Source organism: Amycolatopsis sp. NBRC 101858, from assembly GCF_030269325.1.
GTDB classification, from domain to species: domain Bacteria; phylum Actinomycetota; class Actinomycetes; order Mycobacteriales; family Pseudonocardiaceae; genus Amycolatopsis; species Amycolatopsis ponsaeliensis.
Genome location: NZ_BSTD01000006.1, coordinates 87,499 through 112,803 on the forward strand (window position 1 = coordinate 87,499; position 25,305 = coordinate 112,803).

Genomic DNA, 25,305 nt, shown 5'->3' on the forward strand with positions numbered 1-25,305 from the left:
GCCAGGTCGGGGTCGCGCGCGGGATACCGAACACCTGTTCGACGCCACGACGCTCCGTAGCACGCGTGCGTGTGCTCAGGCGGCGGCAGTGATCTCCAGCGCGGCGCGGCCGGCTTCGGTCAGTTCGGCCGGGACGCGACCGGCCGCGGCCTCGACGGCGGGGCGCAGGTAGCCGCCGTGGGCCAGCGCGTGGGCCGTCATCTGATCGCAACAGGCGAATCCGTCGATGAAGAGGTCGGGCTCGCAGCTGCACGACATCTGTGCCCGGCCTGCTGCCACCGCCTTCAGCATCGCCATCGCGCGGTGGGTGAGCTCGACTCCTGAACCGGACACCGGTCTGCCTTCCTCTGAGAACCACTACTAATAGTCATTCGCCCATTGGGCCGATTGTGTTACTTACGACACTATGACGCTTCGGACCCGGTTGCGGTTCCGGATTGGTCGGCGTGTCGCCGACCGGTCGTCCGCCGTCGGCGAGTCGCGGCCGAACGGCGGACCGGCGGTGTCCTGCCCGCACCCGACCGCTCGACCGGTCGGCGGGCCCGGCGAGCGGTCCGGCCGCCCGCAGTCAACGGCGCGCTTCGAGCTTCAGCTCCCCGAGCGTCACCGCGCGGATGTGGTCACCGGCGAGCAGGTCGTGCGGGTAGCCGAGGTCGATCGCACTCGCTTCGCCGAGCCGGACCAGCTGGGCCTCGGTGAACTCGACCGCCAGCGCGCCGAGGTTCCCTTCCAGCTGCCCGGGCGTGCGCGCGCCGATGATCGGGGCCGTCACGCCCGGGTTCTGCAGGGTCCAGGCCAGCCCGACCTGCGCGGGCGTGTGGCCCAGCTCGGCAGCGACCTCCGTGACGACGTCGGCGATGGCGAGGTTCCGTTCGCTGAGCATCCCCAGGCCCGCGTTGAAGCTCGACCGGGCGCCCGCGGGAGCAGCGCCGCGGTACTTGCCGGTGAGCACCCCACCCGCCAGCGGCGAATACGGCGTCACCCCCAGGCCCATCGCCCGCGCCATCGGGATCAGGTCGCGTTCCGCGGCCCGGTTGATCAGGTTGTACTCGACCTGCAGCCCGACCAGGGGCGACCAGCCGCGCAGGTCGGCGATCGCCTGCATGCGCGAGATCTCCCAGGCTGGGGCGTTGGACATCGCCACGTACAGGACCTTGCCCTGGCGGACGAGGTCGTCCAAGCCGCGCAGGATCTCCTCGGCCGGGGTCGTGAAGTCCCACACGTGCAGGTAGAGCAGGTCGAGGTAGTCCGTGTTCAGCCGCTTCAGGCTGGCTTCCACGGACGCGAAGAGGCTCTTGCGGTGCGAGCCCGTGGAATTCGGGTCGCCGGGACGGCGCAGCGTCGTGTACTTCGTGGCCAGCACCAGGCTCTCGCGGCTGTCGCGGGTGAACTCGCCCAGCTGACGCTCGGAGCTGCCGTCCGTGTAGGTGTTGGCGGTGTCGATGAAGTTGCCGCCGCGCTCGACGTAGGTGTCGAACAGCTTGCGCGCTTCGGCCTTCTCCGCACCCCAGCCCCACTCCGTGCCGAACGTCGCCGTGCCCAGCGCCAGCGGGGAAACCCGCAGCCCGGAGCGGCCCAGCAGCCGGTAGGTGTCGAGAGTGAGTGCCATGGTGTCCTCCTGCGATCGCGGTGTCGCAGCGAGTCTGCGGCCGCCGCGCGCCCGGGGTAAGGGAAAGGGCTTCCTGGGAACACGAGTCCCACGCTGGTGGTTGCAAAGATCATGACGACCCCCACCGCGGAGCTCGCCGCGTTCCTGCGGACCCGGCGGGAACGCCTGGACCCGCGGGACTTCGGCCTGCCGCCGCGCCGGCGGACGCCCGGGCTGCGCCGCGAAGACGTCGCCGAACTGGCCGGGATCAGCGTCGACTACGTCGTCCGGCTGGAGCAGGCCCGCGGGCTGCGGCCCTCGGCGGAGGTGGTGGAGGCGCTGGCCGGGGCGTTGCGGCTGGCCCCGGACGAACGCGCTTACCTCTTCGACCTGACGCGGCAGCGCCCGCGTTCCACCGACGAGCTCGCCACCACCGCGACGCCGCCGCTGGCCCGGCTGGTCACCGACCTGTCGCCGCTGCCGGCCATGCTCCTCAACCACCGCTACGACGTCCTCGCCTGGAATCCCGAGATGGCGAGGCTGCTGGTGGACTTCGGCACGCTGCCCCCGGCGCGGCGCAACGCGATGTGGCTGTGCCTGATGCACCCGCGGGTCCGCGAGTTCTACCTCGACCGGGAAACCGTGGTGCGGGAGGGGATCGCCCACCTGCGCACCGCGTGGGCCGCGCACCCGGACGACCGGGCGCTGAGTGGGCTCATCGCCGAACTGACCACCGGAAACGCGGAGTTCGCGCGGTTGTGGGCCGAACAGGACGTCAAGGTCAACGGCCGCGGGCGCAAGGTCGTGCGGCACCCCGAGGCCGGCGTTCTCACCGTGCAGTTCGAGACGCTCCGGCCGGTCCAGGACCCGGACCAGCTGCTGGTGATCCACCGGGCCGCGGACGAACGGAGCCAGGCGGCCCTGGACCGGCTCACCCGAGCCGCAGCTCCAGCGTCCGGGCCCATTCCCGGACGATCTGCCGCCGCCGGCGGGCGTCGTCCGTGAGGAGGTTCGCCAGGCCCAGGCCGCGAGCGAGGTCGAGGGTGGCCTGGACCAGTTCGCGCACCCCCGGGCGGGACTCGTCGACGCCCAGGAGCTCCACCGTCACCCGGTGCGCCTCGCGCCCGACCCGCGCTTCCAGCGGGACCAGCACGTCCCGCAGCGCCTCGTCGGTCGCCGCCACCGACCACAGCTGCAGGGCCGCGCGGAACAGCGGCCCGGTGTAGAGGTTCAGCACCATCTCGACGACGCGCTCGATGCGCGACGCCCCGCTCGGCAGGTCCGCGGCCTGCGCCCGCAGCTCGTCGATCTGGGCCTCGCCCAGGAGGTCGACCGCTGCCGCGACCAGGTCCTCCCGCGTCGGGAAGTGGTGCTGCGCGGCGCCCCGGGAGACGCCCGCGCGTTCGGCGATCACGGCGACCGTGACGCCGTGCCAGCCGCGCTCGCCGAAGCTGTCGAGCGCGGCCTCGATCAGCCGCCGCCGCGTCGTGCGGCTGCGTTCCTGCTGGGGTTCGCGGACGCCGGTCAAGCCGGATCGACCCAGAAGTCGAGCTGCAGGTCCTCCTCCGAACCGCCGATGCGGTATTTCGCGAAGTCGGTGACGCCCTCGGCGCGCAGGACCTCGTCGTCGAGGAAGAAGTTCCCGGTGGCTTCCCGGCTCGGCTTGGTGAGGATCGCGTACGCGGCGTCGGCCATGATCTCCGGCGTCCGGCTGCGGTCGGCCAGCTCGGCGCCGACGACGTTGCGGATCGCCGCCGTGTCGATGGTCGTGCGCGGCCACAGGGAGTTGACCGCGATGCCGTCCTTCTTGAGTTCCGCCGCGAGCCCGACGGTCACCAGGCTCATCGAGTACTTCGCGATGCTGTAGGCGAGGTGCCCGGCGGTAAACCACTTCTCGTCGAGGCTGATCGGCGGCGACAGCGTGAGGACGTGCCCGTTGGCCGACGCGCGCAGGTGCGGGATGGCCAGTTTGGACAGCAGGAAGGTGCCGCGCGCGTTGATGTCCTGCATGAGGTCGTAGCGCTTCATGCTGACCTGCTCGGTCGGCGTCAGGTCGATCGCGCTGGCGTTGTTCACGACGATGTCGATGCCGCCGAACTGCTCGACGGTCTTCGCCACCGCCGCCGCGACCCCGTCGTCGTCCCGGACGTCGCCGAGGATCGGCAGCGCGTGCCCGCCGGCCTTCTCGATCGCCTCCGCCGCCGTGTAGATCGTGCCGGGCAGCTTCGGGTGCGGTTCGGCGGTCTTGGCCAGCAGCGCGACGTTGGCGCCGTCGGCAGCTGCCCGCAGCGCGATCGCCTCGCCGATGCCGCGGCTGCCGCCGGACATGATGATCGTCTTGCCGTCCAAAGTAGACATGGCGACCCTCCTAGTAGGACTTGGGGAGGCCGAGGCTGTGCTGGCCGACGAAGTTGAGCACCATCTCGCGGCTGACCGGGGCGATCCGGCCGAGCCGCACCGCCGTGACCAGCGTGCCGAGGCCGTACTCGGTGGCCAGGCCGTTGCCGCCGTGGGTCTGCACGGCCTGGTCGGTCGCGCGGATGGCGACCTCGGCGGCGGCGTACTTGGCCATGTTGGCCGACTCCCCCGCGCCGAAGTCGTCGCCGGAGTCGTAGAGCGAGGCGGCCTTCTGCGTCATCAGCTTGGCCAGTTCCAGCTCGATCTTGATCTCCGACAGCGGGTGCGCGAGCCCCTGGTGCGCCCCGATCGGCGTGCCCCAGACCTGCCGCTGGTTGGCGTAGGAGACGGCCTTGGCCAACGCGTACCGGGCGATGCCGAGGGAGAACGACGCACCCATGATGCGTTCCGGGTTGAGGCCGGCGAACAGCTGCGCGATGGCCGCGTCCTCCTCGCCGACGAGCGCCTCGGCCGGGAGCTTGACGTCGTCGAGGAACAGCGAGAACTGGTTCTCCGGCGCGACGATGTCCATCGGGATCTTCGTGTACTCGAAGCCCTCGGTGCCGGTGGGCAGGATGAACAGCGCGGGCTTGAGCCGGCCGGTCTTGGAGTCCTCCATGCGGCCGACGACGAGCACCGCGTCCGCCTCGTCGACGCCGGAGATGTAGACCTTGCGTCCACTGAGGACCCAGCCGTCGCCGTCGCGCTTGGCGGTGGTGGTGATCTTGTGCGAGTTCGACCCGGCGTCCGGCTCGGTGATCGCGAAGACCATCCGCTTGGTGCCGTCGGCGATGCCGGGCAGCCACTGCTTCTTCTGCTCGTCGGTGCCGAAGCGGGAGATGACGGTGCCGCAGATGGCCGGCGAGACGACCATGAGCAGCAACGGCGAACCGGCGGCGGCCAGCTCTTCGAGCACCGCGGCGAGGTCGGCGATACCCGCTCCTCCACCGCCGTACTCCTCGGGGATGTTGACGCCGAGGTAGCCCAGCCGGCCGGCCTCGTCCCACAGCTCGTGGGTCTTCTCGTCCGCCCGTGCCTTCTTCGCGTAGTACTCGTGCCCGTACTTGGTACCGAGCTCGGCGACGGCCTTGCGGAGCGCGATCCGCTCTTCCGGCTCGATGAAGTTCATCGCGTTCATTCTGCTTCTCCCACCACCGCGAGGATCGTGCCCACTTCGACCTGCTGTCCCACTGTCACCGGCAGTTCCGCCACCACGCCGTCGGCGGGGGCGGCGATCCGGTGTTCCATCTTCATCGCTTCGAGCCACAGCAACGGGTCGCCGGCCTTGACCGGATCCCCGGCCTGCACGGCCAGCCGGACGACCGTGCCCGGCATCGGCGCGACCAAGGACCCCGCGGCCAGCGCCGCGTCCGGGTCGGCGAACCGCGGCGCCGCCGTCAACGCCACCGAGCCGAGTGCGGAGTCCACGTAGGACACCCCGTCGTACCGGGCGACGTCGAACGTGCGCCGCACGCCGGCGACGTCCAGGACGACCCGGCCGGGCCCGGCGGTGACCAGTTCGACGTCGTGACCTTCGGCTTTCAGGCCGTCGCGCGTCAGCGAGTAGACGACCTCGTACTCGCGGTCGCTCACCGAGAAAACCTTGCGCTGACCGGCGGAGCGGACGTTGCGCCAGCCGCTGGGCAGCCGTCCCTGCGTGGTCGCCGACGCCCGGTTGCCCGCGGCGTCCGCCAGCGCGGCGACCAGTGCCGAGACGCGCTCGGTGTCCACAGTGGCCAGTGGCGCGGCGAGGGTGTCGAGGCCGTGCCGGTCGAAGAACGCGGTGTCCGTCTCCCCCGCCAGGAACGCCTCGTGCCGCAGGATGGTCACCAGGAGGTCGCGGTTGGTGACCACGCCGTGAATCTTCGACGCCGCCAGCGCCTTGGCGAGCCGCCGGGCCGCCTCGGCGCGGGTCGGGGCCCAGGTGATGACCTTGGCGAGCATCGGGTCGTAGTGGACGCCCACCACGGACCCGCTCTCGAACCCGGAGTCCAGCCGCAAGCCAGGACCGTGCCCGAAGCGCCGGTCTACGTCGGGCACGTCCAGGGTGTGCAGCGTGCCGCTCTGCGGCTGCCAGTTCTCGGCCGGGTCTTCGGCGTAGAGCCGGACCTCGATGGAGTGCCCGACGGTCGGGGGCGGGTCGGCGGGCAGCCGCTCCCCCTCCGCGACCCGCAGCTGCAACGCGACCAGATCCAGCCCGGTGACGTTCTCGGTGACCGGGTGCTCGACCTGCAGCCGGGTGTTCATCTCGAGGAAGTAGAACCGCCCGTCGGGACCGGCGAGGAACTCGACCGTGCCCGCGCCGACGTAGTCGATCGCCTGGGCCGCCTTGCGCGCGGCGTCGAACAGCTCCTCGCGCATCGCTTCGTCGACGAACGGCGAGGGTGCCTCTTCGACGACCTTCTGGTGCCGGCGCTGGATCGAGCACTCCCGCTCCCCCACCGCCCACACCGTGCCGTGCCGGTCGGCCAGGACCTGGACCTCGATGTGCCGCCCGGTCTCCAGGTACCGCTCGCAGAACACGGTCGGATCGCCGAACGCCGAGCCGGCCTCCGCGCCGGCGCCTTCCACCGCTTCGGCCAGCTCGTCCAGCGAGCGGACCACGCGCATCCCGCGTCCGCCACCACCGGCAGAAGCTTTGACCAGCAACGGAAGATCGTCCTGGGTGACGTGCTCGGGGTCCAGTTCGGACAGCACCGGGACACCCGCGGCGGCCATCAGCCGCTTCGACTCCACTTTGGAGCCCATGGTCTCGATGGCCTCCGGCGGCGGCCCGACCCAGGTCAGCCCGGCATCGAGGACGGCGCGGGCGAACGCGGCGTTCTCGGACAGGAAGCCGTAGCCGGGGTGAACGGCGTCGGCGCCGGTGTCGGCCGCGGCCTTCACCAGCAGCTCGGCGCGCAGGTACGTCTCCGACGGCGCGTTGCCGGGCAGCCGGACGGACGCGTCCGCCTCCAGCGCGTGGGGCGCGGCGGCATCGGCGTCGGAGAACACGGCGACCGTGCCGATCCCGGCGTCGCGGCAGCTGCGGAACACGCGGCGGGCGATCTCGCCGCGGTTGGCGACCAGCAGGTTCTGGATCATCGCTCACTCACATCCGGAAGACGCCGAAGCCCTCGGCGCCCTTCACTGGTCCATTGTGGATCGCGGACAGGCTCAGCCCCAGCACGGTGCGGGTGTCGCGCGGGTCGATGATGCCGTCGTCGTAGAGCATGCCGGAGAGGAACATCGGCATCGACTCGGCTTCGATCTGGCCTTCCACCATGGCGCGCATGGCCTTGTCGTGGTCCTCGTTGTACTCCTGGCCGCGGCTCTCGGCCGCCGCGCGGGCCACGATGGACAGCACGCCCGCCAGCTGCGCCGGGCCCATCACCGCGGACTTCGCGCTCGGCCAGGCGAACAGGAAGCGGGGATCGTAGGCGCGGCCGCACATGCCGTAGTGCCCGGCACCGTAGGACGCTCCCATGAGGACGGACAGGTGCGGCACCTTCGAGTTCGACACGGCGTTGATCATCATCGCGCCGTGCTTGATGATGCCGCTCTGCTCGTACTCCTTGCCGACCATGTAGCCGGTCGTGTTGTGCAGGAACACCAGCGGCGTGTGGATCTGGTTGGCCAGCTGGATGAACTGCGCGGCCTTCTGCGACTCCTCGCCGAAGAGCACACCCTGGGCGTTGGCCAGCACGCCGACCGGGTAGCCGTGGATGCTCGCCCAGCCCGTCACGAGCGACGAGCCGTACAGCGGCTTGAACTCGTCGAAGTCGGAGCCGTCGACGACGCGGGCGATCACCTCGCGCGGGTCGAACGGCACCTTCAGGTCGGGCGGCACGATGCCGAGCAGGTCTTCGGTGTCGTACAGCGGCTCGTCGTACTCCGGCTTGGGTGACGGCCCCTGCTTCGTCCAGTTGAGCCGCTTGATGATGTTGCGGCCCAAGCGGATTGCGTCCTGCTCGTCGACAGCCAGGTAGTCGGCCAGGCCCGAGGTCCGCGCGTGCATCTCGGCGCCGCCGAGCGACTCGTCGTCGGACTCCTCACCGGTGGCCATCTTGACCAGCGGCGGCCCGCCGAGGAACACCTTGGCGCGTTCCTTGACCATCACGACGTAGTCCGACATGCCCGGCAGGTACGCCCCGCCGGCGGTCGAGTTGCCGAACACCAGCGCGACCGTCGGGCAGCCCGCGGCGGACGCGCGCGTGATGTCCCGGAAGATCCGGCCACCGGGGATGAAGATCTCCTTCTGCGTCGGCAGGTCCGCACCACCCGACTCGACGAGATTGATCGACGGCAGCCGGTTCTGCGCGGCGATGTCCGCCGCCCGGAAGCTCTTCTTCGTCGTCCACGGGTTGCTGGCACCGCCCTTGACCGTCGGGTCGCTCGCCGAGATCAGGCACTCGACGCCTTCGACGACCCCGATGCCGGTCACCAGGCTGGCGCCGACACGGTAGTCGGTACCCCAGGCGGCCAGCGGCGAAAGTTCCAGGAACGGCGAGTCCTCGTCGAGCAGCAGTTCGATCCGCTCGCGGGCCAGGAGCTTGCCGCGCTTGCGGTGGCGCTCGACGTACTTCTCGCCGCCGCCGGCCACGGCCTTGGCCTGCTCGGTGTCGATCTCGGCGAGCTTCTCCAGCATCGCCTCGCGGTTGGCGCCGAACTCGGCGGCCCGTGTGTCCACTGTGGACCTCAGAGCGGTCATGAAGTGTATCCCAATCGCTTCGCGGCCAAGCCGGTGAGGATCTCGTTGGTGCCGCCGCCGATGCCGAGGATCCGGACGTCGCGGTAGTGGCGCTCCACTTCGGCCTCGCGCATGTAGCCGAGCCCGCCGTGCAGCTGGACGGCCTCGTTGACCACCCACTCGGCGGCCTCGACGGCGGTGTTCTTGGCGAAACAGGCCTCGGCGATGACCTCCTCGCCCGAGACGTGCCGGATCGCGGCCTGCCGGGCGTAGGTGCGCGCGACGTCGGTCCTGCGCGCCATCTCGGTGAGCTTGTGCTGCACGACCTGCCGCGAGATGAGCGGGCGGCCGAACGTCTCGCGCAGGCGGCACCAGTCGAGCGTCAGGTCGAGCGCCCGCTGGGCGTGCGAGTACGCCTGCACCGCAAGGGAAAGCCGTTCGGTGACGAACTGGGTGGCCACCTGCGCGAACCCGCTGTTCTCGGCACCGACCAGGTTCTCCACCGGCACCCGGACGTCCACGTAGGACAGTTCGGCGGTGTCGGAGCAGAGCCAGCCCATTTTCTCGAGCTTGCGCGACACGGTGAACCCGGGCGTCCCGCGCTCGACGACGATCAGTGAAAGCCCGTGCGCGCCGTCACCGCCGGTGCGCACGACCGTCGTGACGAAGTCCGCGCGGCAGCCGGAGGTGATGTAGGTCTTGGCGCCGTTGATGACGTATTCGTCGCCCTCGCGCACCGCCGTCGTCCGGATCCCGGCGACGTCGGAGCCGCCGTCCGGCTCGGTGACGGCCAGCGAACCGATCTTGTCCCCGGCCAGCGTCGGGCGCACCCAGCGTTCGATCTGCACCGGGTCGTTCGCCTCGGCGATGTGCGGGACGGCGATGCCGCAGGTGAACAACGACGCGAACAGCCCGCCGGAGCCGCCGGCGTAGTGCATCTCCTCGGCGACGACGAGGGCGTCGAGGTAGTTGCCGTCGCCGCCGCCGATCTCCTCGGGGAACGCGACCCCGAGCAGGCCGAGGTCCCCGGCCTTGCGATGCAGGTCGCGCGGCAGCTCGCCGGCGCGCTCCCAGTCGTCGAGGTGCGGCAGGACCTCCTGCTCGACGAACCGGCGCACGGTCTTGCGCAGCTCGGCCCGCTCGGGCGTCCGGAAGGGGTCGGTCACCGGAGCACCTCGGGGATGTCGATCTCACGGGACCGCAGCCACTCGCCGAAGGCCTTGGCCTGCGGGTCGAACCGCGCCTGCGACGCGACGCCCTCGCCGAGGATGCCCTCGACGACGAAGTTCATCGCCCGCAGGTTCGGCAGCAGGTAGCGCGTCACCGCCAGGTCGGCGGTCTCGGGCAGCAGCAGCTTGAACTCGGCGACGGTCAGCCGGTGCACCAGCCACCGCCAGGCCTCTTCCGAACGCACCCAAAGGCCGAGGTTGGCGTTGCCGCCCTTGTCGCCGCTGCGGGCACCGGCGATCGTGCCGAGCGGCACCCGGCGCACGGGGCCGTGGTCGAGCGGCTCGGGCAGCGCGGGCTCGTCCACTTCGGACAAGTCCAGAGTGGACGCCGAAGGCGCTATGTCGACACGCATGCCGTCCGGCAGCACGGCGACGTGCGGGACCTGCCCGGCGTCCACATAGGCCGCGGTGTAGACGCCGTACGGCGAAGCGTCGGACGGCGGCGCGGTGACGTGGAAGCCGGGGTAGCTGGCCAGCGCCAGCTCGACGGCGGCGCCGGTGAAGGCGCGTCCGGCGACCTTCGGGTCGGCGTCCTTGACGGCGACGTGCAGCAGGGCGCTCGCGGTCTGCTCGGTGTCGGCGTCGGCGTGGTCGGTCCGGGCCAGTGTCCACTGGACGTCGGCGGGCGGCCGCTCCTTGAGTGCCGCTTCGAGTTGTTCGCGCACCAGCGCGGCTTTCGCCTCGATGTCGAGTCCGGTGAGGACGAACGTCGTCTCGTTGCGGAAGCCGCCGAGGGTGTTGAGCGCGACCTTCAGGGTCGGCGGCGGAGCTTCCCCGCGGACGCCGGAGATGCGGACGCGGTCGGGGCCGTCTTCGGTCAGCGACAGCGTGTCGAACCGGGTCGTGACGTCCGGCCCGGCGTAGCGCGCGCCGGTGATTTCGTACAGCAGCTGCGCGGTGACCGTGCCCGCGGTGACCACGCCACCGGTGCCCGGGTGCTTGGTGATGACACTGGAGCCGTCGGCCTCGATCTCGGCGATCGGGAAGCCCGGCACACCCAGGGAATGCTCGGTGAAGAAGGCGTAGTTCCCGCCGGTGGCCTGAGCGCCGCACTCGATGACGTGCCCGGCGGCGACCGCGCCGGCGAGGGCGTCGAAGTCGTCGCGAGCCCAGCCGTAGTGCGCGGCGGCGGGGCCGACGATCACCGAGGCGTCGGTGACCCGCCCGGTGACGACGACGTCCGCGCCCGCGTTGAGGCACTCCACGATGCCCCAGGCGCCGAGGTAGGCGTTGGCGGTCAACGGTTTCCCGAGACCCAGTTCGTCGGCGCGGGCGACGAGGTCGTCGCCTTCGACGTGCGCGATCTTGACGTCGAGGCCGAGCTTCGCCGCCAGTTCGCGCAGGGCGTCCGCGAGCCCGGCGGGATTGAGCCCGCCCGCGTTGGCGACGATCTTGACACCCTTTTCCTGCGCCAGCCCGAGGTTTTCTTCCATTTGCCGCAGGAAGGTCTTGGCGTAGCCGCGGTTCGCGTCCTTCATCCGGTCGCGGCCGAGGATGAGCATGGTCAGCTCGGCCAGATAGTCGCCGGTCAGGACGTCGAGCGGGCCGCCGGTGAGCATCTCCCGGACCGCGCTGAAGCGGTCGCCGTAGAAGCCCGACGCGTTGCCGATGCGGTACAGCGATGTCATTGCCGCCTCCGCGGAGAAGAGTGCGTCGGCGGTGCGAACTGCCCCGGCTTCCGGCCTTCCCCCGGCGGACCGGCGAAGGCCTGCGCGATGGTCAGCCACTCCTCGACGTCGGCGCCGTGCGCGACCAGGTCGGTGTCGGCCGGGTGCCGCCGCTGGGTGACGACCAGGCAGAAGTCGACCGCGCTGCCGGTGAGCTTCTGCTCGGCGTCCTCGGGACCGAACGTCCAGGCGGAGCCGTCGGGCGCGGTCAGCTCGACGCGGAACTCCTCGGCCGGCGGCGCGAGCGAGTTGAGCAGGTAGGCGAAGTCGCGGGTGCGGGTGCCGAAGCGGGCGATGTGCCACAGCCGCGCGGTCGGCTCGCGGGTCAGGCCGAGCGCGTCGAAGACGTCCTGGCCGTGCGCCCAGGTCTCCATCAGGCGGGCGGTGACCATGGAGGCCGCGCTCATCGGCGGGCCGTACCAGGGCAGCTTCTGCCCGTCCGGCACCGCGGCCAGGGCCTCGGCGAGCTGCCTGCGGCCGGCCCGCCAGTCTTCGAGGATCTCCCGCGGCGGGCGCTCGGCCCCGGCGGCGGCGCCGTCGTCGACGTAGGTCTCCCCCGCTTTGAGGAGTTCTTCGACTTCGGCCTGCCAGTCTTCCGGGTGGGCCGCCGCGATGAAGGCCTTGCGGTCGGTCCAGGCCAGGTGGGCGATCTGGTGCGCGACAGTCCACCCCTCGGCGGGCGTCGCGCGTGCCCAGTCGGACTCGGGCAGGTTCGCCACCACGTCGTCGATCGCCAGTGATTCCGCGTCGAGATCCCCGAGGATCACGCCGAGGTCCGCCATCCGCCGCCTCCTTGCGTCCTGTCGCCCAGCGTCGCACCGGCCGCCGGAAAAATCAAGCACGCCTGATTGTTTCACCCCGGACGCTGCGGACACACTATTGACATCTTGCCAGTAGTGGCGGACTGCAATACTTTCCTCACCATGGCCGAGACCACCTACGCCGTCGCGGACCGGATCGCCACGGTGACGTTGAACCGCCCCGAGGCGCGCAACGGCTACACGATCCGGATGGCCGACGAGCTCGGTGCCGCCATGGACCGCGCGGACCGCGACGAGGACGTCCGGGTCGTCGTGCTGACCGGCGCGGGCCAGGACTTCTGCGTCGGCGCCGACCTGTCGCAGGGCGGCTTCGACTTCGACCCGGCGACCGGCCCGGACGCGGCGTGGCAGGAACCCGCCGGCCGGTGCTCGAAGCGGATCTTCACGATGAACAAGCCGGTGATCGCGGCCCTGCACGGCGCGGCCGTCGGCGCGGGCAGCACGATCACGCTCCCCTGCGACTACCGCCTCGCTTCGGAGGACTCGCGGTTCGGCTTCGTGTTCACCCGCCGCGGCATCTACCCCGAAGGCGCGTCGGCGTGGTTCCTCCCCCGGCTCGTCGGGATGGGCACGGCGCTGGACTGGATGATCAGCGGCCGGGTGTTCCCCGCGGCGGAGGCCCTCGCCAAGGGCTTGGTGCACCAGGTTTTCCCGACCGGGACCGTGCTCGACGAGGCGTACCAGCTGGCTCGCGAGATCATCGCGAACACGGCGCCGGTGTCGGTCGCGGTGACCCGGCAGCTGCTCTACCGGATGGCGAGCGCCGAGTCGCCGTTCCCGGTGCACGAGCTCGATTCGAAGCTGATCGGCGGCCTGGGCACCAACGCGGACGCCGTCGAAGGGGTCATGTCGTTCCTGCAGAAGCGGCCGCCGTCGTGGGGCCTGCGCGTGGACGAGGACCTGCCCGACTACCTTCCCTGGCTGGAGAAATGAGCCTCTACCCGCCGCAGCCCTGGAACCTGACCGCCGACGCCCGGGTGTCCATCTGGCGCGTGCCGGTGGCGGACCTGCCCGAGGTCGCCGCCGAGCCGCTGGTGATCGCCGGGCACGCGTCCGTCTTCACGGCGTGGATCGACTACACCCCGCCCGGGCAGATGGCGTACCACGAGCTGCTGGCCGCGGTGTCGATCAAGGCCCGGCGTGTGTCGTGCTCGATCACCGAGATCTGGGTCGACAGCGAGGCGTCCCTGGCCGGCGGCCGCGAGCTGTGGGCGATCCCGAAGGACTTGGCGACGCTGGACTTCACCGGTGGCCGCACGTTCACCGCGACCGCGGCCACGGCGGACGACTGGATCGCGACGGCGGCGTTCCGGCGCCGGGCCGGGCTGCCGGTGCGCCTGCCGACGTCGTTCGAGGTGGTCCAGGAACGCGACGGCCTGCTGCGGACCCCGGTCGGGGCGAAGGTCAGCCCGCGCCCGGCCTCGGCGGACTGGAGCTTCAACCCGGAGGGCCCGCTGGGCTACCTCGCGGGGCGGCGGCCGGTGGCGAGCCTGGAGCTCCCGAAGTCGGAGCTGCGCTTCGGCGCCTGAGCCGACCCACCGGACCACCGGGCCCCCGTGGTCCGCTCTCCTCGCGGCGACCTCGGAACCTACTCGCGAGCCCTCCGCTCCGCCTCCTGAACTGCGCCTCTGGGTGATCACGTAACCCGGCAGGGTGAGCTCGCGACACGCCATCTGGGGTCCCGCGCGCACATCGACCCCTACATGTAGTCTCTGGTGACCGGCAGGGCCCAGCGACGGGGAGACCGCTGCAGAGTACTGCCGGGCAGCTTTGAAGAACGTGCAGCGCACGGCCTCGCGAGGCCGTGCGGCGATCCGACGCGCCCGAAAACTTGGAGACACGCATGTCAGTCGAAACCGGTCAGCGGCCCTCCGCCGCGGACACACCCACCGCGATCCGGGTCATCCGGCGGGACGGCAGCGTGTCGCCGTTCGACGCCGGGAAGATCTCGGTCGCGCTGACCAAGGCGTTCCTCGCGGTCGAGGGCGGCGACGCCGCCGCGTCCTCCCGCGTGCACCACGTCGTCGCCGAGCTGACCCAGCAGGTCGAGACCACCCTGCTGCGCCACGCCGGCCCCGAGACCGCCCTGCACATCGAGCAGATCCAGGACATCGTCGAGCTCGCGCTCATGCGCGGTGAGCACCACAAGGTCGCCCGCGCCTACGTCCTCTACCGCGACGAGCGCATGAAGGCCCGCGAGGCTGTCAAGCCGGCCGCGACCGAGGTCTCGCTGAACGTCAAGGGCGCCGACGGCGTCCTGCGCCCGCTCGACTGGGCCCGCGTGTCCCACGTCGTGGGCGAGGCCGTCGCCGGCCTCGAAGACGTCAGCGCCGAGCCGGTGCTGGCCGAGGCCAAGCGCAACCTCTACGACGGCATCAGCGCCGAGGAGCTGGCCCTGGCCCAGGTCCTGGCCGCCCGCGTGCTGGTCGAGCAGGAGCCGAACTACTCCTACGTCTCCGCCCGCCTGCTGCTGGACAAGCTGCGCGGCGAGGCCCTGAGCTACCTCGCGAAGAAGCCGCGCCTGGCCAGCCAGGACGAGATGGCGGCCGAGTACCCCGCGTACTTCCGCGCCTACCTGCGCCGCGCGGTCGAGCTGGAGCTGGTCGACGGCGAGCTGCTGTCCTTCGACCTGGACAAGATCACCGCCGCGATCGAGGCCAAGCGTGACCTCGACTTCGGCTTCCTCGGCCTGCAGACGCTCTACGACCGGTACTTCCAGCACCACGACGGCACCCGCTTCGAGCTGCCGCAGGCGTTCTTCATGCGCGTCGCGATGGGCCTGGCGATCCGCGAGGACGACCGCGAAGCCCGCGCCATCGAGTTCTACGAGCTGCTCTCGACGTTCCACTTCATGGCCTCGACGCCGACGCTGTTCAACTCGGGCACCACCCGCGCGCAGCTGTCGTCCTGCTTCCTGACCACGGTGGACGACGACCTGGACTCGATCTTCCAGGCCTACAAGAACAACGCGCTGCTGGCCAAGTACTCCGGCGGCCTCGGCAACGACTGGACCCCGGTCCGCGGCCTCGGCGCGCACATCAAGGGCACCAACGGCCAGTCGCAGGGCGTGGTGCCGTTCCTCAAGATCGCCAACGACACCGCCGTCGCGGTCAACCAGGGCGGCAAGCGCAAGGGCGCGGCCTGCGCGTACCTCGAGACGTGGCACGTGGACATCGAGGAGTTCCTCGACCTGCGCAAGAACACCGGTGACGACCGCCGCCGCACCCACGACATGAACACCGCGAACTGGGTGCCCGACGAGTTCCTCCGCCGCGTCGAGGCCAACGCCGAGTGGACGCTGTTCTCGCCGAACGAGACCCCGGACCTGCACGACCTCTACGGCAACGAGTTCGCCGCCCGCTACCGCGAGTACGAGGCGATGGCCGACCGCGGCGAGATCAAGGTGTTCCGCCGGATCCGCGCGGTGGAGCTGTGGCGCCGCATGCTGACCATGCTGTTCGAGACCGGCCACCCGTGGATCACGTTCAAGGACCCGTGCAACCTGCGCTCGCCGCAGCAGCACGTCGGCGTCGTGCACTCGTCCAACCTGTGCACCGAGATCACGCTGAACACCACCACCGACGAGGTCGCGGTCTGCAACCTCGGCTCGGTGAACCTGCTCAAGCACGTCACCCCCGAGGGCCTGGACACGAAGCGCCTCGAGAAGACCGTGCGCACGGCCGTCCGCATGCTGGACAACGTGATCGACATCAACTTCTACACGATCCCGGAGGCGCGCCGCTCCAACCTGCGCCACCGCCCGGTCGGCCTGGGCATCATGGGCTTCCAGGACGCGCTGTTCGAGATCGGCGTCCCGTTCGCCTCCGCCGAGGCCGTGAAGTTCGCCGACGTCTCGATGGAGCACCTCTCCTACTACGCGATCTCGGCGTCGACCGACCTCGCCGAGGAGCGCGGGCAGTACCAGTCGTTCGAGGGTTCGCTGTGGAGCAAGGGCATCCTGCCGATCGACTCGCTGCAGCTGCTCATCGACGCGCGCCGCGGTGACGGCCTCGACATCGACACCTCGTCCACTTTGGACTGGGCGCCGCTGCGCGAGCGCGTCAAGACCGTCGGCATGCGCAACTCCAACGTGATGGCGATCGCGCCGACCGCGACGATCTCCAACATCTCCGGCGTCGGCCAGTCGATCGAGCCGCTGTTCCAGAACCTGTTCGTCAAGTCGAACATGTCCGGCGACTTCACCGTGGTCAACCCGCACCTGGTCAAGAGCCTCAAGGAGCGCGGGCTGTGGGACGAGGTCATGGTGAGCGACCTCAAGTACTTCGACGGCTCCCTCGGCCAGATCGACCGCGTGCCGGACGACCTGAAGGCGCTGTACGCGACGGCGTTCGAGATCGAGTCGAAGTGGATCGTCGACGCCGGTTCGGTGCGCCAGAAGTGGATCGACCAGGCGCAGTCGCTGAACCTGTACATCGCGGCGCCGAGCGGCCGCAAGCTCGACGAGCTGTACCGCTACGCGTGGCACAAGGGCCTCAAGACCACGTACTACCTGCGGGCGCAGTCTGCGACGCACGTGGAGAAGAGCACCCTGCGCGGCACCGACGGCAAGCTGAACGCCGTCTCGGCCACCCCGGCCCCGGCGGCGCCCGCGGCCGCTCCGGCCCCCGCGCCGACGCCCGCCCCGGCGCCGTCGCCGGCCCCGGCACCCGACGTGGACTTCGTCGCCACCGAAGGCGCCGCCTGCCGCATCGACGACCCCGACTGCGAAGCCTGCCAGTAAGGAACTTGGGAACATGACCAACGTGGAGACCACGGACGCGACCGGCCTCGGGGAGATCGAGGTCGGCGCCGCCCGGATCAACGTCGACGACAAGCGCATGATCAACGCGCGCGCCGACGTCAACCAGCTGCTGCCGATGAAGTACACGTGGGCCTGGGAGAAGTACCTGGCCGGCTGCAACAACCACTGGATGCCGACCGAGGTCGCCATGCAGGCCGACATCGCGCTGTGGAAGTCGAAGGACGGCCTCACCGAGGACGAGCGGCAGATGCTCAAGCGCAACCTGGGCTTCTTCGCGACCGCGGAGTCCCTGGTGGCCAACAACATCGTGCTCGCGGTGTACCGGCAGATCACCAACCCCGAGTGCCGCCAGTACCTGCTGCGCCAGGCGTTCGAGGAGGCCGTGCACACGCACACCTTCCAGTACATCTGCGAGAGCCTCGGCCTGGTCGAGGGCGAGCTGTTCAACATGTACCGCGAGGTCCCGTCCATTTCGGACAAGGACGCGTGGGCGCTGAAGTACACGCAGCACCTGGAGGACCCGGACTTCAAGACCGGGACGCCGGAGGCCGACACGGCGTTCCTGCGTGACCTCGTCGCGTTCTACGTGATCTTCGAGGGCATGTGGTTCTACACCGGCTTCGCGCAGATCCTGTCGCTGGGCCGCCGGAACAAGATGGTCGGCATCGCCGAGCAGTACCAGTACATCCTGCGCGACGAGTCGATCCACCTGAACTTCGGCATCGACTGCATCAACCAGATCAAGATCGAGAACCCGCACCTGTGGACGCCCGAGTTCCAGGAAGAGGTCCGCGGGATGCTGAAGGAGGCGTGCGAGCTCGAGGTCAAGTACGCGCGCGACACGATGCCCCGCGGCATGCTCGGCCTGTCGGCGCAGCTGTGCGAGCAGTACATGCACTTCATCACCGACCGGCGCGCGCAGCAGATCGGCCTCCAGCCGATCTTCGGCGAGACCGAGAACCCGTTCCCGTGGATGTCCGAGGCGATGGACCTGAAGAAGGAGAAGAACTTCTTCGAGACCCGCGTCATCGAATACCAGTCGGGCGGCGCGCTCGACTGGGACTGATCTCCCGCTGAGCCCGGCCACACCTCCTGGTGTGGCCGGGCTTTTTCACGCCGCCGGGTCGATCCGGATCGTCGCGGCCCGCGCCTGCGGACTCGCGACGAGTGTTTCGGACACCGGCCCGTACTTGCCGGCGAAGGCCGCGTCGAGCCCGGCGGGCAGCTCGGGACCGGTCGTGAGCCGGACCTCGCGGGTGACGCCGCCGACGCGGATCCGGCCGTGCCCGGCTTCGCTCGCCGCCCGGTACCAGCGGGAGCGGACACCGCGATGGGCGCGGACGTACACCGCGCCGCCGGCGACCGCCATCCCGATCTCCGCCCCGGGCTCGTCGCCGTCGCCGGCGGTCAGCACGAGCGAGTAGCTCTCGGCCAGCAAGGTGAGGTCTTCGGGCGTCCAGGTGCTCATGCCTCCAGTGTGGAGTTCCCGGCGTGCGCGTGCGGGGGCAGGATCCTGCCCAGGCAGGAACTCTCGTCTTTTCCGCCGCGCACCCCGGGCCGAAGGTGGAGACATGACCACGACAGTCACCTTCCCCAGCGTCGGCCTCGACATCGCCGCCCACCTCTACGTTCCCGACGACGCCACCGGCGCGGCCCTCGTCGTCGGCCACCCCGGTACCGGCGTCAAGGAACAGACCTCCGGCACCTATGCGCGCCTGATGGCCGAGCGCGGCTTCGTCACCCTCGCCTTCGACGCCGCCTACCAGGGCGAGTCCGGCGGCCTGCCGCGCGGCCTCGAAGATCCCGCCCAGCGGGTCGAAGACTTCAAGGCCGCCGTCTCCTTCCTCACCACCCGGCCCGAGGTCGACGCCGGCCGGATCGGGCTGCTCGGCATCTGCGCCTCCGGGGGCTACTCGCTCGCCGCCGCCGGGGGCGATCACCGGGTCAAGGCCGTGGCGACCGTGTGCACCGCCGAGCCTGCCCGCCAGTTCCGCTACGGCGCCGACGGCACCCAGGACCCGGCCGTCTTCCAGGGCCTGCTCGACGCCGCCGCGCAGGCCCGCACGACCGCCGCCCGCGGCGAGGACCCCGGTGTGCTCACCATGTTCCCGGAGACCGCGGAACAGGCCGGTGCCCTCGGCGGCGAGCACGGCATCGAGGGCTGGGAGTACTACTGCGGCGCCCGCGGCTACCACGAGCGCTCGGCGAAGTTCCTCACCTGGGACAGCGTCGACAAGATGGCGTCCGGCGACGTCTTCCACGCCGTGCCGCTGATCGGCCCGCGCCCGATCCTGCAGATCCTCGGGGAGCGCGCCGTCACCGCGTGGATGGGGCTGGAAGCCCACCGGCGGGCCACCGGTCCCGCGGAGATCCACTGGATCGAGGGCGCGAGCCACGTCGACCTCTACGACAAGCGCGAGTACATCGACCTCGCTGTCGGCAAGCTCACCGATTTCTTCGCCGTCGCCCTGGACAAGTGACCTAGACTCGGACCCGCCACTGGTTCCCCGGGGTTCGCCCCGGGGAGGCAACAGGGAACCCGGTGCGAATCCGGGACTGCCCCGCAGCGGTGAGTGGGAACGAAAGCCGTCATGAAGCACTGGGCGCGAGCCTGGGAAGCGACGGCCGGTAGGCGCGAGCAGTGCGCCCACGAGTCCGAAGACCTGCCCGTGGTGCGCGCGCCGACGGCGTGCGCGAGTCCGGGCCTCGCGGGATGGGCACGACCGAAACGCTCGCCTTCGCGCGCGTCCGGACTCTTCGGACCAGCTCGCGAGGAGAGAGCTTGTGACCATCGGCACCACTGTGCTGGGCTACCCCCGGATCGGCCCGGACCGGGAGCTCAAGCGCGCCCTGGAGCGCTACTGGGCGGGCAAGATCGACGAGGCCGCGTTGCTGGCCGTCGGGCGCGAACTGCGGCAGCGGACCTGGCTCGACCTGCGGGACGCCGGCCTGGACTCCATCCCGTCCAACACGTTCTCGCACTACGACCACGTGCTGGACACGGCCGAACTGTTCGGCGCGCTGCCCGCGCGGCCGGGGCTCTCACGGCTCGACACGTACTTCGCCGCCGCGCGGGGCATCCAGGACGCGCCGGCGCTCGAGATGACCAAGTGGTTCGACACCAACTACCACTACCTCGTCCCGGAACTGGGCCCGGACACCGAGTTCACCCTCGCCGGGACCAAACCCCTCGACGAGTACCGGGAGGCCCGCGCGCTCGGCATCGAGACGCGGCCGGTGCTCGTCGGGCCGGTGACGTTCCTGCTGCTCAGCAAGGGGATCGGCGGCTTCGACCCCCTGGACCTGCTCGACGCGCTCCTCCCCCGCTACGCCGACCTGCTGGCGCGACTGCACGACGAGGGTGTCGAGTGGGTGCAGCTCGACGAGCCCGCGTTCGCCGCCGACCGCACCGAGGCCGAGCTGAACGCGCTGATCCGCGCGTACCACTGGCTCGGCAAGGCGGCCGCGCGGCCGAAGCTGCTGGTCGCCGGATACTTCGGCGGGCTGGGCCGCGGCCTCGGCGTGCTGGCCCGCGCCCCGATCGACGCGCTGGCCGTCGACCTGGTCACCGACGAGTCCTTTGTGGACGCGGTGGCGGCGGAACCGGCGTTGCGGGACAAGGAGGTGCTGGCCGGGGTCGTCGACGGGCGCAACGTCTGGCGAACCGACCCGCAGCGCGCGCTGAGCCGGGCCGCGACCCTGCTCGGCGTCGCGAAGTCCGTCAGCGTGGCGACGTCGTGCTCGCTGCTGCACGTGCCCTACGACGTCACGCGGGAAGACCTGCACCCGCGGCTCGCGAGCTGGCTTTCGTTCGCGCGGCAGAAGGTCGACGAGGTCGTGCTGCTCGGGCGCGCTCTGCAGGGCGAGTCCCCGGACCTGACCGCCGCCCGGGCCGCGGTCGCCGACCGGGCCTCGGCGGCCGAGCTGGCCGACTCCGCCGTCCGCGACCGGCTGGCCGCGCTCCCGGACGTCGCCCGGGTGCCGTACGCGGAACGGGCGGCGGCGCAGGCCGCACTCGGGCTGCCGCCGCTGCCGACCACGACGATCGGGTCGTTCCCGCAGACCCTGGACGTCCGGCGCGCGCGAGCCGCGCACCGCGCCGGGACGCTCGACGACGCGGGCTACGCCGCCGCGATGCGTGCCGAGGTCGAGCGGGTCATCCGGCTGCAGGAAGAGCTGGGGCTCGACGTCCTGGTGCACGGCGAGCCCGAGCGCAACGACATGGTGCAGTACTTCGCCGAGCAGCTGACCGGGTTCGCCACGACCGCGCACGGCTGGGTGCAGTCCTACGGCTCCCGCTGCGTCCGCCCGCCGATCCTCTACGGCGACGTCTCGCGGCCGGCACCGATGACCGTCGAGTGGGCGCGCTACGCCCAGAGCCTGACCGCGAAGCCGGTCAAGGGCATGCTGACCGGCCCGGTGACGATCCTGGCGTGGTCGTTCGTCCGCGACGACCAGCCCCTCGGCGAGACGGCGCGGCAGGTGGCGCTGGCGATCCGCGACGAGGTGCACGACCTGGAGGCGGCGGGCATCCGCGTCGTCCAGGTCGACGAGCCGGCGCTGCGGGAGCTGCTGCCGCTGCGGCAGTCGCGGCACGACGAGTACTTCGCCTGGGCGGTGTCGGCGTTCCGGCTGGCGACGTCCGGGATCGCCGACGCGACGCAGATCCACACGCACATGTGCTACTCGGAGTTCGGTGAGGTGCTGCCGGCGATCGACGCGCTGGACGCGGACGTCACGTCGATCGAGGCGGCGCGGTCGAAGATGGAGGTGCTCACGGACCTGAACGAAGGCGGCTTCGGCCGCGGCGTCGGGCCGGGGGTGTACGACATCCACTCGCCGCGGGTGCCGTCGGCGGACGAAGTGGCTTCCCTGCTGCGGACGGCGGTGGGTGCGGTGCCGGCATCGCGGGTGTGGGTGAACCCGGACTGCGGGCTGAAGACGCGCGGGTACGCGGAGGTCGAGCCGGCGCTGCGGAACCTGGTGGCGGCGGCGCGGGAGGTGCGCGCCGAGCTGGACTGAGGCCGGGGCCCCGGGCGGGAGCACCCGCCCGGGGCCCCGTTCAGTAGGTGTACCGGCGCACGGTTTCCGGGTGGATGACCAGCCGGAGCTGGTCCGTCGCCAGGATGCCCTCGAGGTCGGCGGCGCGCACCGGGTCGTCGAGGTCCCAGTAGCGGGCGGCCAGGCGCGCGGCGAGGTCGTGCGCGCCGCCGGGTTCCAGCGTGACGCGGCCGGTGACCGAAACCCACCGTTCGCGCTCCCCCACCGGCGCGGCGACGATCAGGGACGCGTGGGGGTCGCGGCGCAGGCGGCGCACCTTGGGCGAGTCCGGTTCGGTGAAGAGTTCGACGCCGTCCGGCGTGGCCTCGAACCACACCGGGCGCGGCTGGCCGCCGGCGACGGTCAGGAATCCATGCAATGGGCGGCGGAGGAACTCGAGGTCCTGTTCGGTCAACGCGGTCATGGCGTCGAGTCAACCCGATCCGCTCGGACGATCCCATGGGCGAGACCCCGGAATGCCTGTCCGATCGTCTAATCTCGACGACGTGGACGCGTTCGGTGACCTGCGGGCGCACGGCTCGCTGTTCGGCAGCTCGGCCCTCTCCGCGCCCTGGGCGCTGCACTTCGTCGACGGCGCGCCGCTGACCCTGTGCACCGTCCTCGACGGCGGCGGCTGGGTCGTGCCCGAGCATGGCGAGCCCGAGCCGCTGAACGCCTACGACACGGTCGTCGTGCGCGGGCCCGGGACGTTCACGTTCGTCGACGAGCCGGGGACGGGCGCCGAGCCGGTCGCGTGCGGCGAGCACTGCGTGGAGGGCGGGACCCGGTACCGGCGCGGCTGGCACGACCCCGGCGACGGCGCGACGACGGTGATCGTCGGCGCCTACCCGGTCCGCGGCGAGATCGGTGCCCGGCTGCTGGACGCGCTGCCCACGGTCCTGCGCGTCGCCGGCGGCGGCACGGGCGACGCCGTGCTGGACCACCTCGCCGCCGAGGTCGCCGTCGACGCGCCCGGGCAGCAGGTGGTGCTCGACCGGCTGCTGGACTGGATGCTGGTCTGCACGCTGCGCGAGTGGTTCGACCGCCCCGGCGGCGAGCCCCCGGCGTGGTGGACCGCCCAGCGCGACCCGGTGGTGGGCCACGCGCTGCGCCTCCTGCACGCGGAACCGGCGGCGCCGTGGACGGTCGGATCGCTGGCCGGCCGCACCGGCGTGTCGCGGTCGACGCTGGCCAAGCGGTTCACCGACCTGGTGGGCGAGCCGCCGCTGACGTACCTCACCCACCGCCGCATGGCGCTCGCGGCCGACCTGCTGGCCGAGAGCGGGGACAAGACCGTGGCGGAGGTCGCCCGCACGGTCGGGTATTCGGACGCGTTCGGGTTCAGCGCGGCGTTCAAGCGGGTCCGGGGCGCGAACCCGAGCGACTTCCGCCGCTCGGCGCACGTCCGGTAATCCGCCGGCATCACGCGGAGCCGCGCCATGCATCACCGACACGACCCGAGCCGAGCCGAGCGAACCCGCGAACTCGGGCGACTTCCAGCCGCGCCACGCACGCCCGCATCACGCCGATCCACGCCACGCGTCACCGAGCCCGCGCCGCCGCTCGGCGGTGCGCTGAGAAGCCACCCGAAAAGAGGACACCTCAACCTGTTGTCACATCGTCAACAAGGGTGCATCGTGGAGGTGTCGCCGATCTCAGCGGGGAGATGGTCACTTTGCCGGGCACCGTGAGCCGAGCCACCGAAGCACTGCGCGAACGCGTGCCGCCCCTTACCTCGCTCCGCCTCCCCCACCGCGTCGACGAACGCTGGCTGCAGTCGCGCTGGCCGGTCAAGGAGCTCGCCACGCCGCCCGCCGGCAGCGGCCTCAAGCCCGTCCTCGGCGACGAAGGCCCGCCGGTCGTCGGGCACATGCTCGAGATGATGCGCTTCGGCCCCGCCTTCGGCCTGCGCCGCCACGAGCTCTACGGCCCCGTGTCGTGGACCGGCGGCTTCGGCAGGCGGATCGTCGCGCTGTCCGGGCCGGAGGCGACGCAGATCGCGCTCGTCAACAAGGACAAGGCGTTCTCGCAGGAAGGCTGGAAGTTCTTCATCGAGAAGTTCTTCGAGCGCGGCCTGATGCTGATGGACTTCGGCGAGCACCACCTGCACCGCCGGATCATGCAGGAGGCCTTCACCCGCGACCGGCTCACCGGCTACGTCAACGAAATGGGCCCGGCACTGCGCGAAGGCGTCGCCAGCTGGGGATCGACCGAGCGCCCGCGGCTGTACTGGGCGCTCAAGCAGCTGACCCTCGACGTCGCGACGCGCGTCTTCATGGGCATGCGCAGCGGCGCCGACTCCCACCGGATCAACCGCGCGTTCGTCAGTTCCGTGCGCGCCGGCACCGCGCTGGTGCGCTTCCCGGTGCCCGGCGGGCGCTGGTCGGCCGGGCTGCACGGCCGGAAGGTCCTCGAACGCTACTTCAGCGAAACCCTGCCCGCGAAGCGGAATTCCGACGGCGACGACCTGTTCACCGCGCTCTGCCACGCCACCACCGAGGACGGCGACCGGTTCACCGACACCGACATCGTCAACCACATGATCTTCCTGATGATGGCCGCGCACGACACGACGACCATCACCAGCAGCGCGATGGCGTACTACCTCGCCAAGCACCCCGAGTGGCAGGAACGCGCCCGCGAGGAGTCCCTCGCCCTCGGCGACGACATCCTCGACATCGACGCCATCGACCGGCTCGAAACCCTCGACCTCGTCATGAAGGAAGCACTGCGGCTGGTCGCGCCGGTGCCGTCGCTGACCCGGCAGACCGTCAAGGACACCGAGGTGCTCGGCCACTACATCCCCGCGGGCACCCTGTGCGGCGTCTCGCCCACGGTGAACCACTTCGCGCCGGAGTGCTGGACGAACCCCTTCGCGTTCGACCCCGAGCGGTTCGCCGAGCCGCGCCGCGAGGACAAGTCCCACCGGATGGCGTGGATGCCCTTCGGCGGCGGCGCGCACAAGTGCATCGGGCTCCACTTCGGCGGGCTCGAGGTGAAGTTGCTGATGCACGAAATGCTGCGGGCCCATCGCTGGTCGGTTCCGGAGAGTTACACCGCGAAGTGGGATTACGTGTCCCTGCCGGTGCCCGCCGACGGTCTCCCCGTGCGTCTCGCGCCTCGCTGACCCGA

The 25,305-nt window shown here is 71.0% G+C and carries 20 protein-coding genes, 1 pseudogene and 1 riboswitch; of the genes and pseudogenes, 9 read left to right on the top strand and 12 right to left on the bottom strand.

The features are described from left to right. Positions 1–75 precede the first annotated feature (75 nt). Both QSK39_RS39530 and QSK39_RS39535 read right to left on the bottom strand, forming a co-directional pair. Positions 76–333 carry a hypothetical protein gene (locus tag QSK39_RS39530; RefSeq protein ID WP_155542567.1) on the bottom strand — a complete coding sequence of 86 codons (258 nt, stop codon included), beginning with the start codon at positions 331–333 and terminating at the stop codon, positions 76–78. 235 nt (positions 334–568) lie between these two features. Beyond that, a complete protein-coding gene (locus tag QSK39_RS39535; RefSeq protein WP_285482955.1) occupies positions 569–1,609 on the bottom strand; it encodes an aldo/keto reductase in 1,041 nt (346 codons plus the stop codon). Between the two features lie 111 nt (positions 1,610–1,720). Here QSK39_RS39535 and QSK39_RS39540 point away from each other — a divergent pair, with 111 nt between their 5' ends. Further along, positions 1,721–2,593 carry a helix-turn-helix transcriptional regulator gene (locus tag QSK39_RS39540; protein ID WP_285482956.1) on the top strand — a complete coding sequence of 291 codons (873 nt, stop codon included), beginning with the start codon at positions 1,721–1,723 and terminating at the stop codon, positions 2,591–2,593. Here QSK39_RS39540 and QSK39_RS39545 read toward each other — a convergent pair. The 8 genes from QSK39_RS39545 to QSK39_RS39580 are packed head-to-tail and all read right to left on the bottom strand — an operon-like array spanning position 2,520 to position 12,332. Next, positions 2,520–3,116 carry a TetR/AcrR family transcriptional regulator gene (locus QSK39_RS39545; RefSeq protein WP_284744782.1) on the bottom strand — a complete coding sequence of 199 codons (597 nt, stop codon included), beginning with the start codon at positions 3,114–3,116 and terminating at the stop codon, positions 2,520–2,522. The genes QSK39_RS39540 and QSK39_RS39545 overlap by 74 nt on opposite strands. After that, entirely contained in the window at positions 3,113–3,946 is an 834-nt protein-coding gene (locus QSK39_RS39550) for an SDR family oxidoreductase (RefSeq protein WP_285482957.1), read from the bottom strand. The genes QSK39_RS39545 and QSK39_RS39550 overlap by 4 nt, the downstream gene beginning before the upstream one ends. 10 nt (positions 3,947–3,956) lie before the next feature. Beyond that, positions 3,957–5,123, bottom strand: a complete 1,167-nt coding sequence (locus tag QSK39_RS39555; RefSeq protein ID WP_285482958.1) for an acyl-CoA dehydrogenase family protein — start codon at positions 5,121–5,123, stop codon at positions 3,957–3,959. Next, the gene (locus tag QSK39_RS39560; RefSeq protein ID WP_285482959.1) at positions 5,120–7,069 is read right to left on the bottom strand and encodes an acetyl/propionyl/methylcrotonyl-CoA carboxylase subunit alpha; all 1,950 of its coding nucleotides are present in this window, start codon (positions 7,067–7,069) and stop codon (positions 5,120–5,122) included. The genes QSK39_RS39555 and QSK39_RS39560 overlap by 4 nt, the downstream gene beginning before the upstream one ends. 7 nt (positions 7,070–7,076) lie before the next feature. Further along, complete coding sequence (locus QSK39_RS39565) at positions 7,077–8,675, bottom strand: acyl-CoA carboxylase subunit beta (RefSeq protein ID WP_285482960.1); 1,599 nt, start codon at positions 8,673–8,675, stop codon at positions 7,077–7,079. Next, positions 8,672–9,820 carry an acyl-CoA dehydrogenase family protein gene (locus tag QSK39_RS39570; protein ID WP_285482961.1) on the bottom strand — a complete coding sequence of 383 codons (1,149 nt, stop codon included), beginning with the start codon at positions 9,818–9,820 and terminating at the stop codon, positions 8,672–8,674. Before QSK39_RS39570 ends, QSK39_RS39565 begins: the two co-directional genes overlap by 4 nt. Further along, entirely contained in the window at positions 9,817–11,511 is a 1,695-nt protein-coding gene (locus QSK39_RS39575) for an acyclic terpene utilization AtuA family protein (protein WP_285482962.1), read from the bottom strand. Before QSK39_RS39575 ends, QSK39_RS39570 begins: the two co-directional genes overlap by 4 nt. Further along, entirely contained in the window at positions 11,508–12,332 is an 825-nt protein-coding gene (locus tag QSK39_RS39580; RefSeq protein ID WP_285482963.1) for a TIGR03084 family metal-binding protein, read from the bottom strand. Before QSK39_RS39580 ends, QSK39_RS39575 begins: the two co-directional genes overlap by 4 nt. Before the next feature lie 141 nt (positions 12,333–12,473). Between QSK39_RS39580 and QSK39_RS39585 the strand changes: the two genes are divergently transcribed. The 4 genes and pseudogenes from QSK39_RS39585 to QSK39_RS39600 all read left to right on the top strand — a co-directional run. Next, entirely contained in the window at positions 12,474–13,304 is an 831-nt protein-coding gene (locus QSK39_RS39585; RefSeq protein WP_285482964.1) for an enoyl-CoA hydratase-related protein, read from the top strand. Continuing rightward, a complete protein-coding gene (locus QSK39_RS39590) occupies positions 13,301–13,900 on the top strand; it encodes an acetoacetate decarboxylase family protein (RefSeq protein WP_285482965.1) in 600 nt (199 codons plus the stop codon). The genes QSK39_RS39585 and QSK39_RS39590 overlap by 4 nt, the downstream gene beginning before the upstream one ends. Before the next feature lie 314 nt (positions 13,901–14,214). After that, positions 14,215–17,112, top strand: a complete 2,898-nt coding sequence (locus tag QSK39_RS39595) for a ribonucleoside-diphosphate reductase subunit alpha (RefSeq protein ID WP_285482966.1) — start codon at positions 14,215–14,217, stop codon at positions 17,110–17,112. Between the two features lie 10 nt (positions 17,113–17,122). Further along, a pseudogene (locus tag QSK39_RS39600) lies at positions 17,123–18,199 on the top strand (ribonucleotide-diphosphate reductase subunit beta); the annotation flags it as partial. 45 nt (positions 18,200–18,244) lie between these two features. On the opposite strand, the gene QSK39_RS39605 reads toward QSK39_RS39600, so the two are convergent. Then, positions 18,245–18,601: a DUF2255 family protein gene (locus tag QSK39_RS39605; RefSeq protein ID WP_285482967.1), complete on the bottom strand. Its 357-nt coding sequence runs from the start codon at positions 18,599–18,601 to the stop codon at positions 18,245–18,247. A 103-nt stretch (positions 18,602–18,704) separates the two neighbouring features. On the opposite strand from QSK39_RS39605, the gene QSK39_RS39610 reads away from it, so the two are divergent. Both QSK39_RS39610 and metE read left to right on the top strand, forming a co-directional pair. Continuing rightward, the gene (locus QSK39_RS39610; RefSeq protein ID WP_285482968.1) at positions 18,705–19,613 is read left to right on the top strand and encodes an alpha/beta hydrolase; all 909 of its coding nucleotides are present in this window, start codon (positions 18,705–18,707) and stop codon (positions 19,611–19,613) included. A gap of 3 nt (positions 19,614–19,616) precedes the next feature. After that, positions 19,617–19,818, top strand: a riboswitch (cobalamin riboswitch). Positions 19,819–19,917: 99 nt separating this feature from the next. Continuing rightward, positions 19,918–22,155 carry a 5-methyltetrahydropteroyltriglutamate--homocysteine S-methyltransferase gene (gene metE, locus QSK39_RS39615; protein WP_285482969.1) on the top strand — a complete coding sequence of 746 codons (2,238 nt, stop codon included), beginning with the start codon at positions 19,918–19,920 and terminating at the stop codon, positions 22,153–22,155. A 40-nt stretch (positions 22,156–22,195) separates the two neighbouring features. Here metE and QSK39_RS39620 read toward each other — a convergent pair whose 3' ends face one another. Then, positions 22,196–22,597: a pyridoxamine 5'-phosphate oxidase family protein gene (locus tag QSK39_RS39620; RefSeq protein WP_285482970.1), complete on the bottom strand. Its 402-nt coding sequence runs from the start codon at positions 22,595–22,597 to the stop codon at positions 22,196–22,198. 82 nt (positions 22,598–22,679) lie between these two features. On the opposite strand from QSK39_RS39620, the gene QSK39_RS39625 reads away from it, so the two are divergent. After that, a complete protein-coding gene (locus QSK39_RS39625; protein ID WP_285482971.1) occupies positions 22,680–23,585 on the top strand; it encodes an AraC family transcriptional regulator in 906 nt (301 codons plus the stop codon). Between the two features lie 254 nt (positions 23,586–23,839). Further along, positions 23,840–25,300: a cytochrome P450 gene (locus QSK39_RS39630; protein WP_285482972.1), complete on the top strand. Its 1,461-nt coding sequence runs from the start codon at positions 23,840–23,842 to the stop codon at positions 25,298–25,300. The last annotated feature ends 5 nt before the right edge of the window (positions 25,301–25,305 follow it).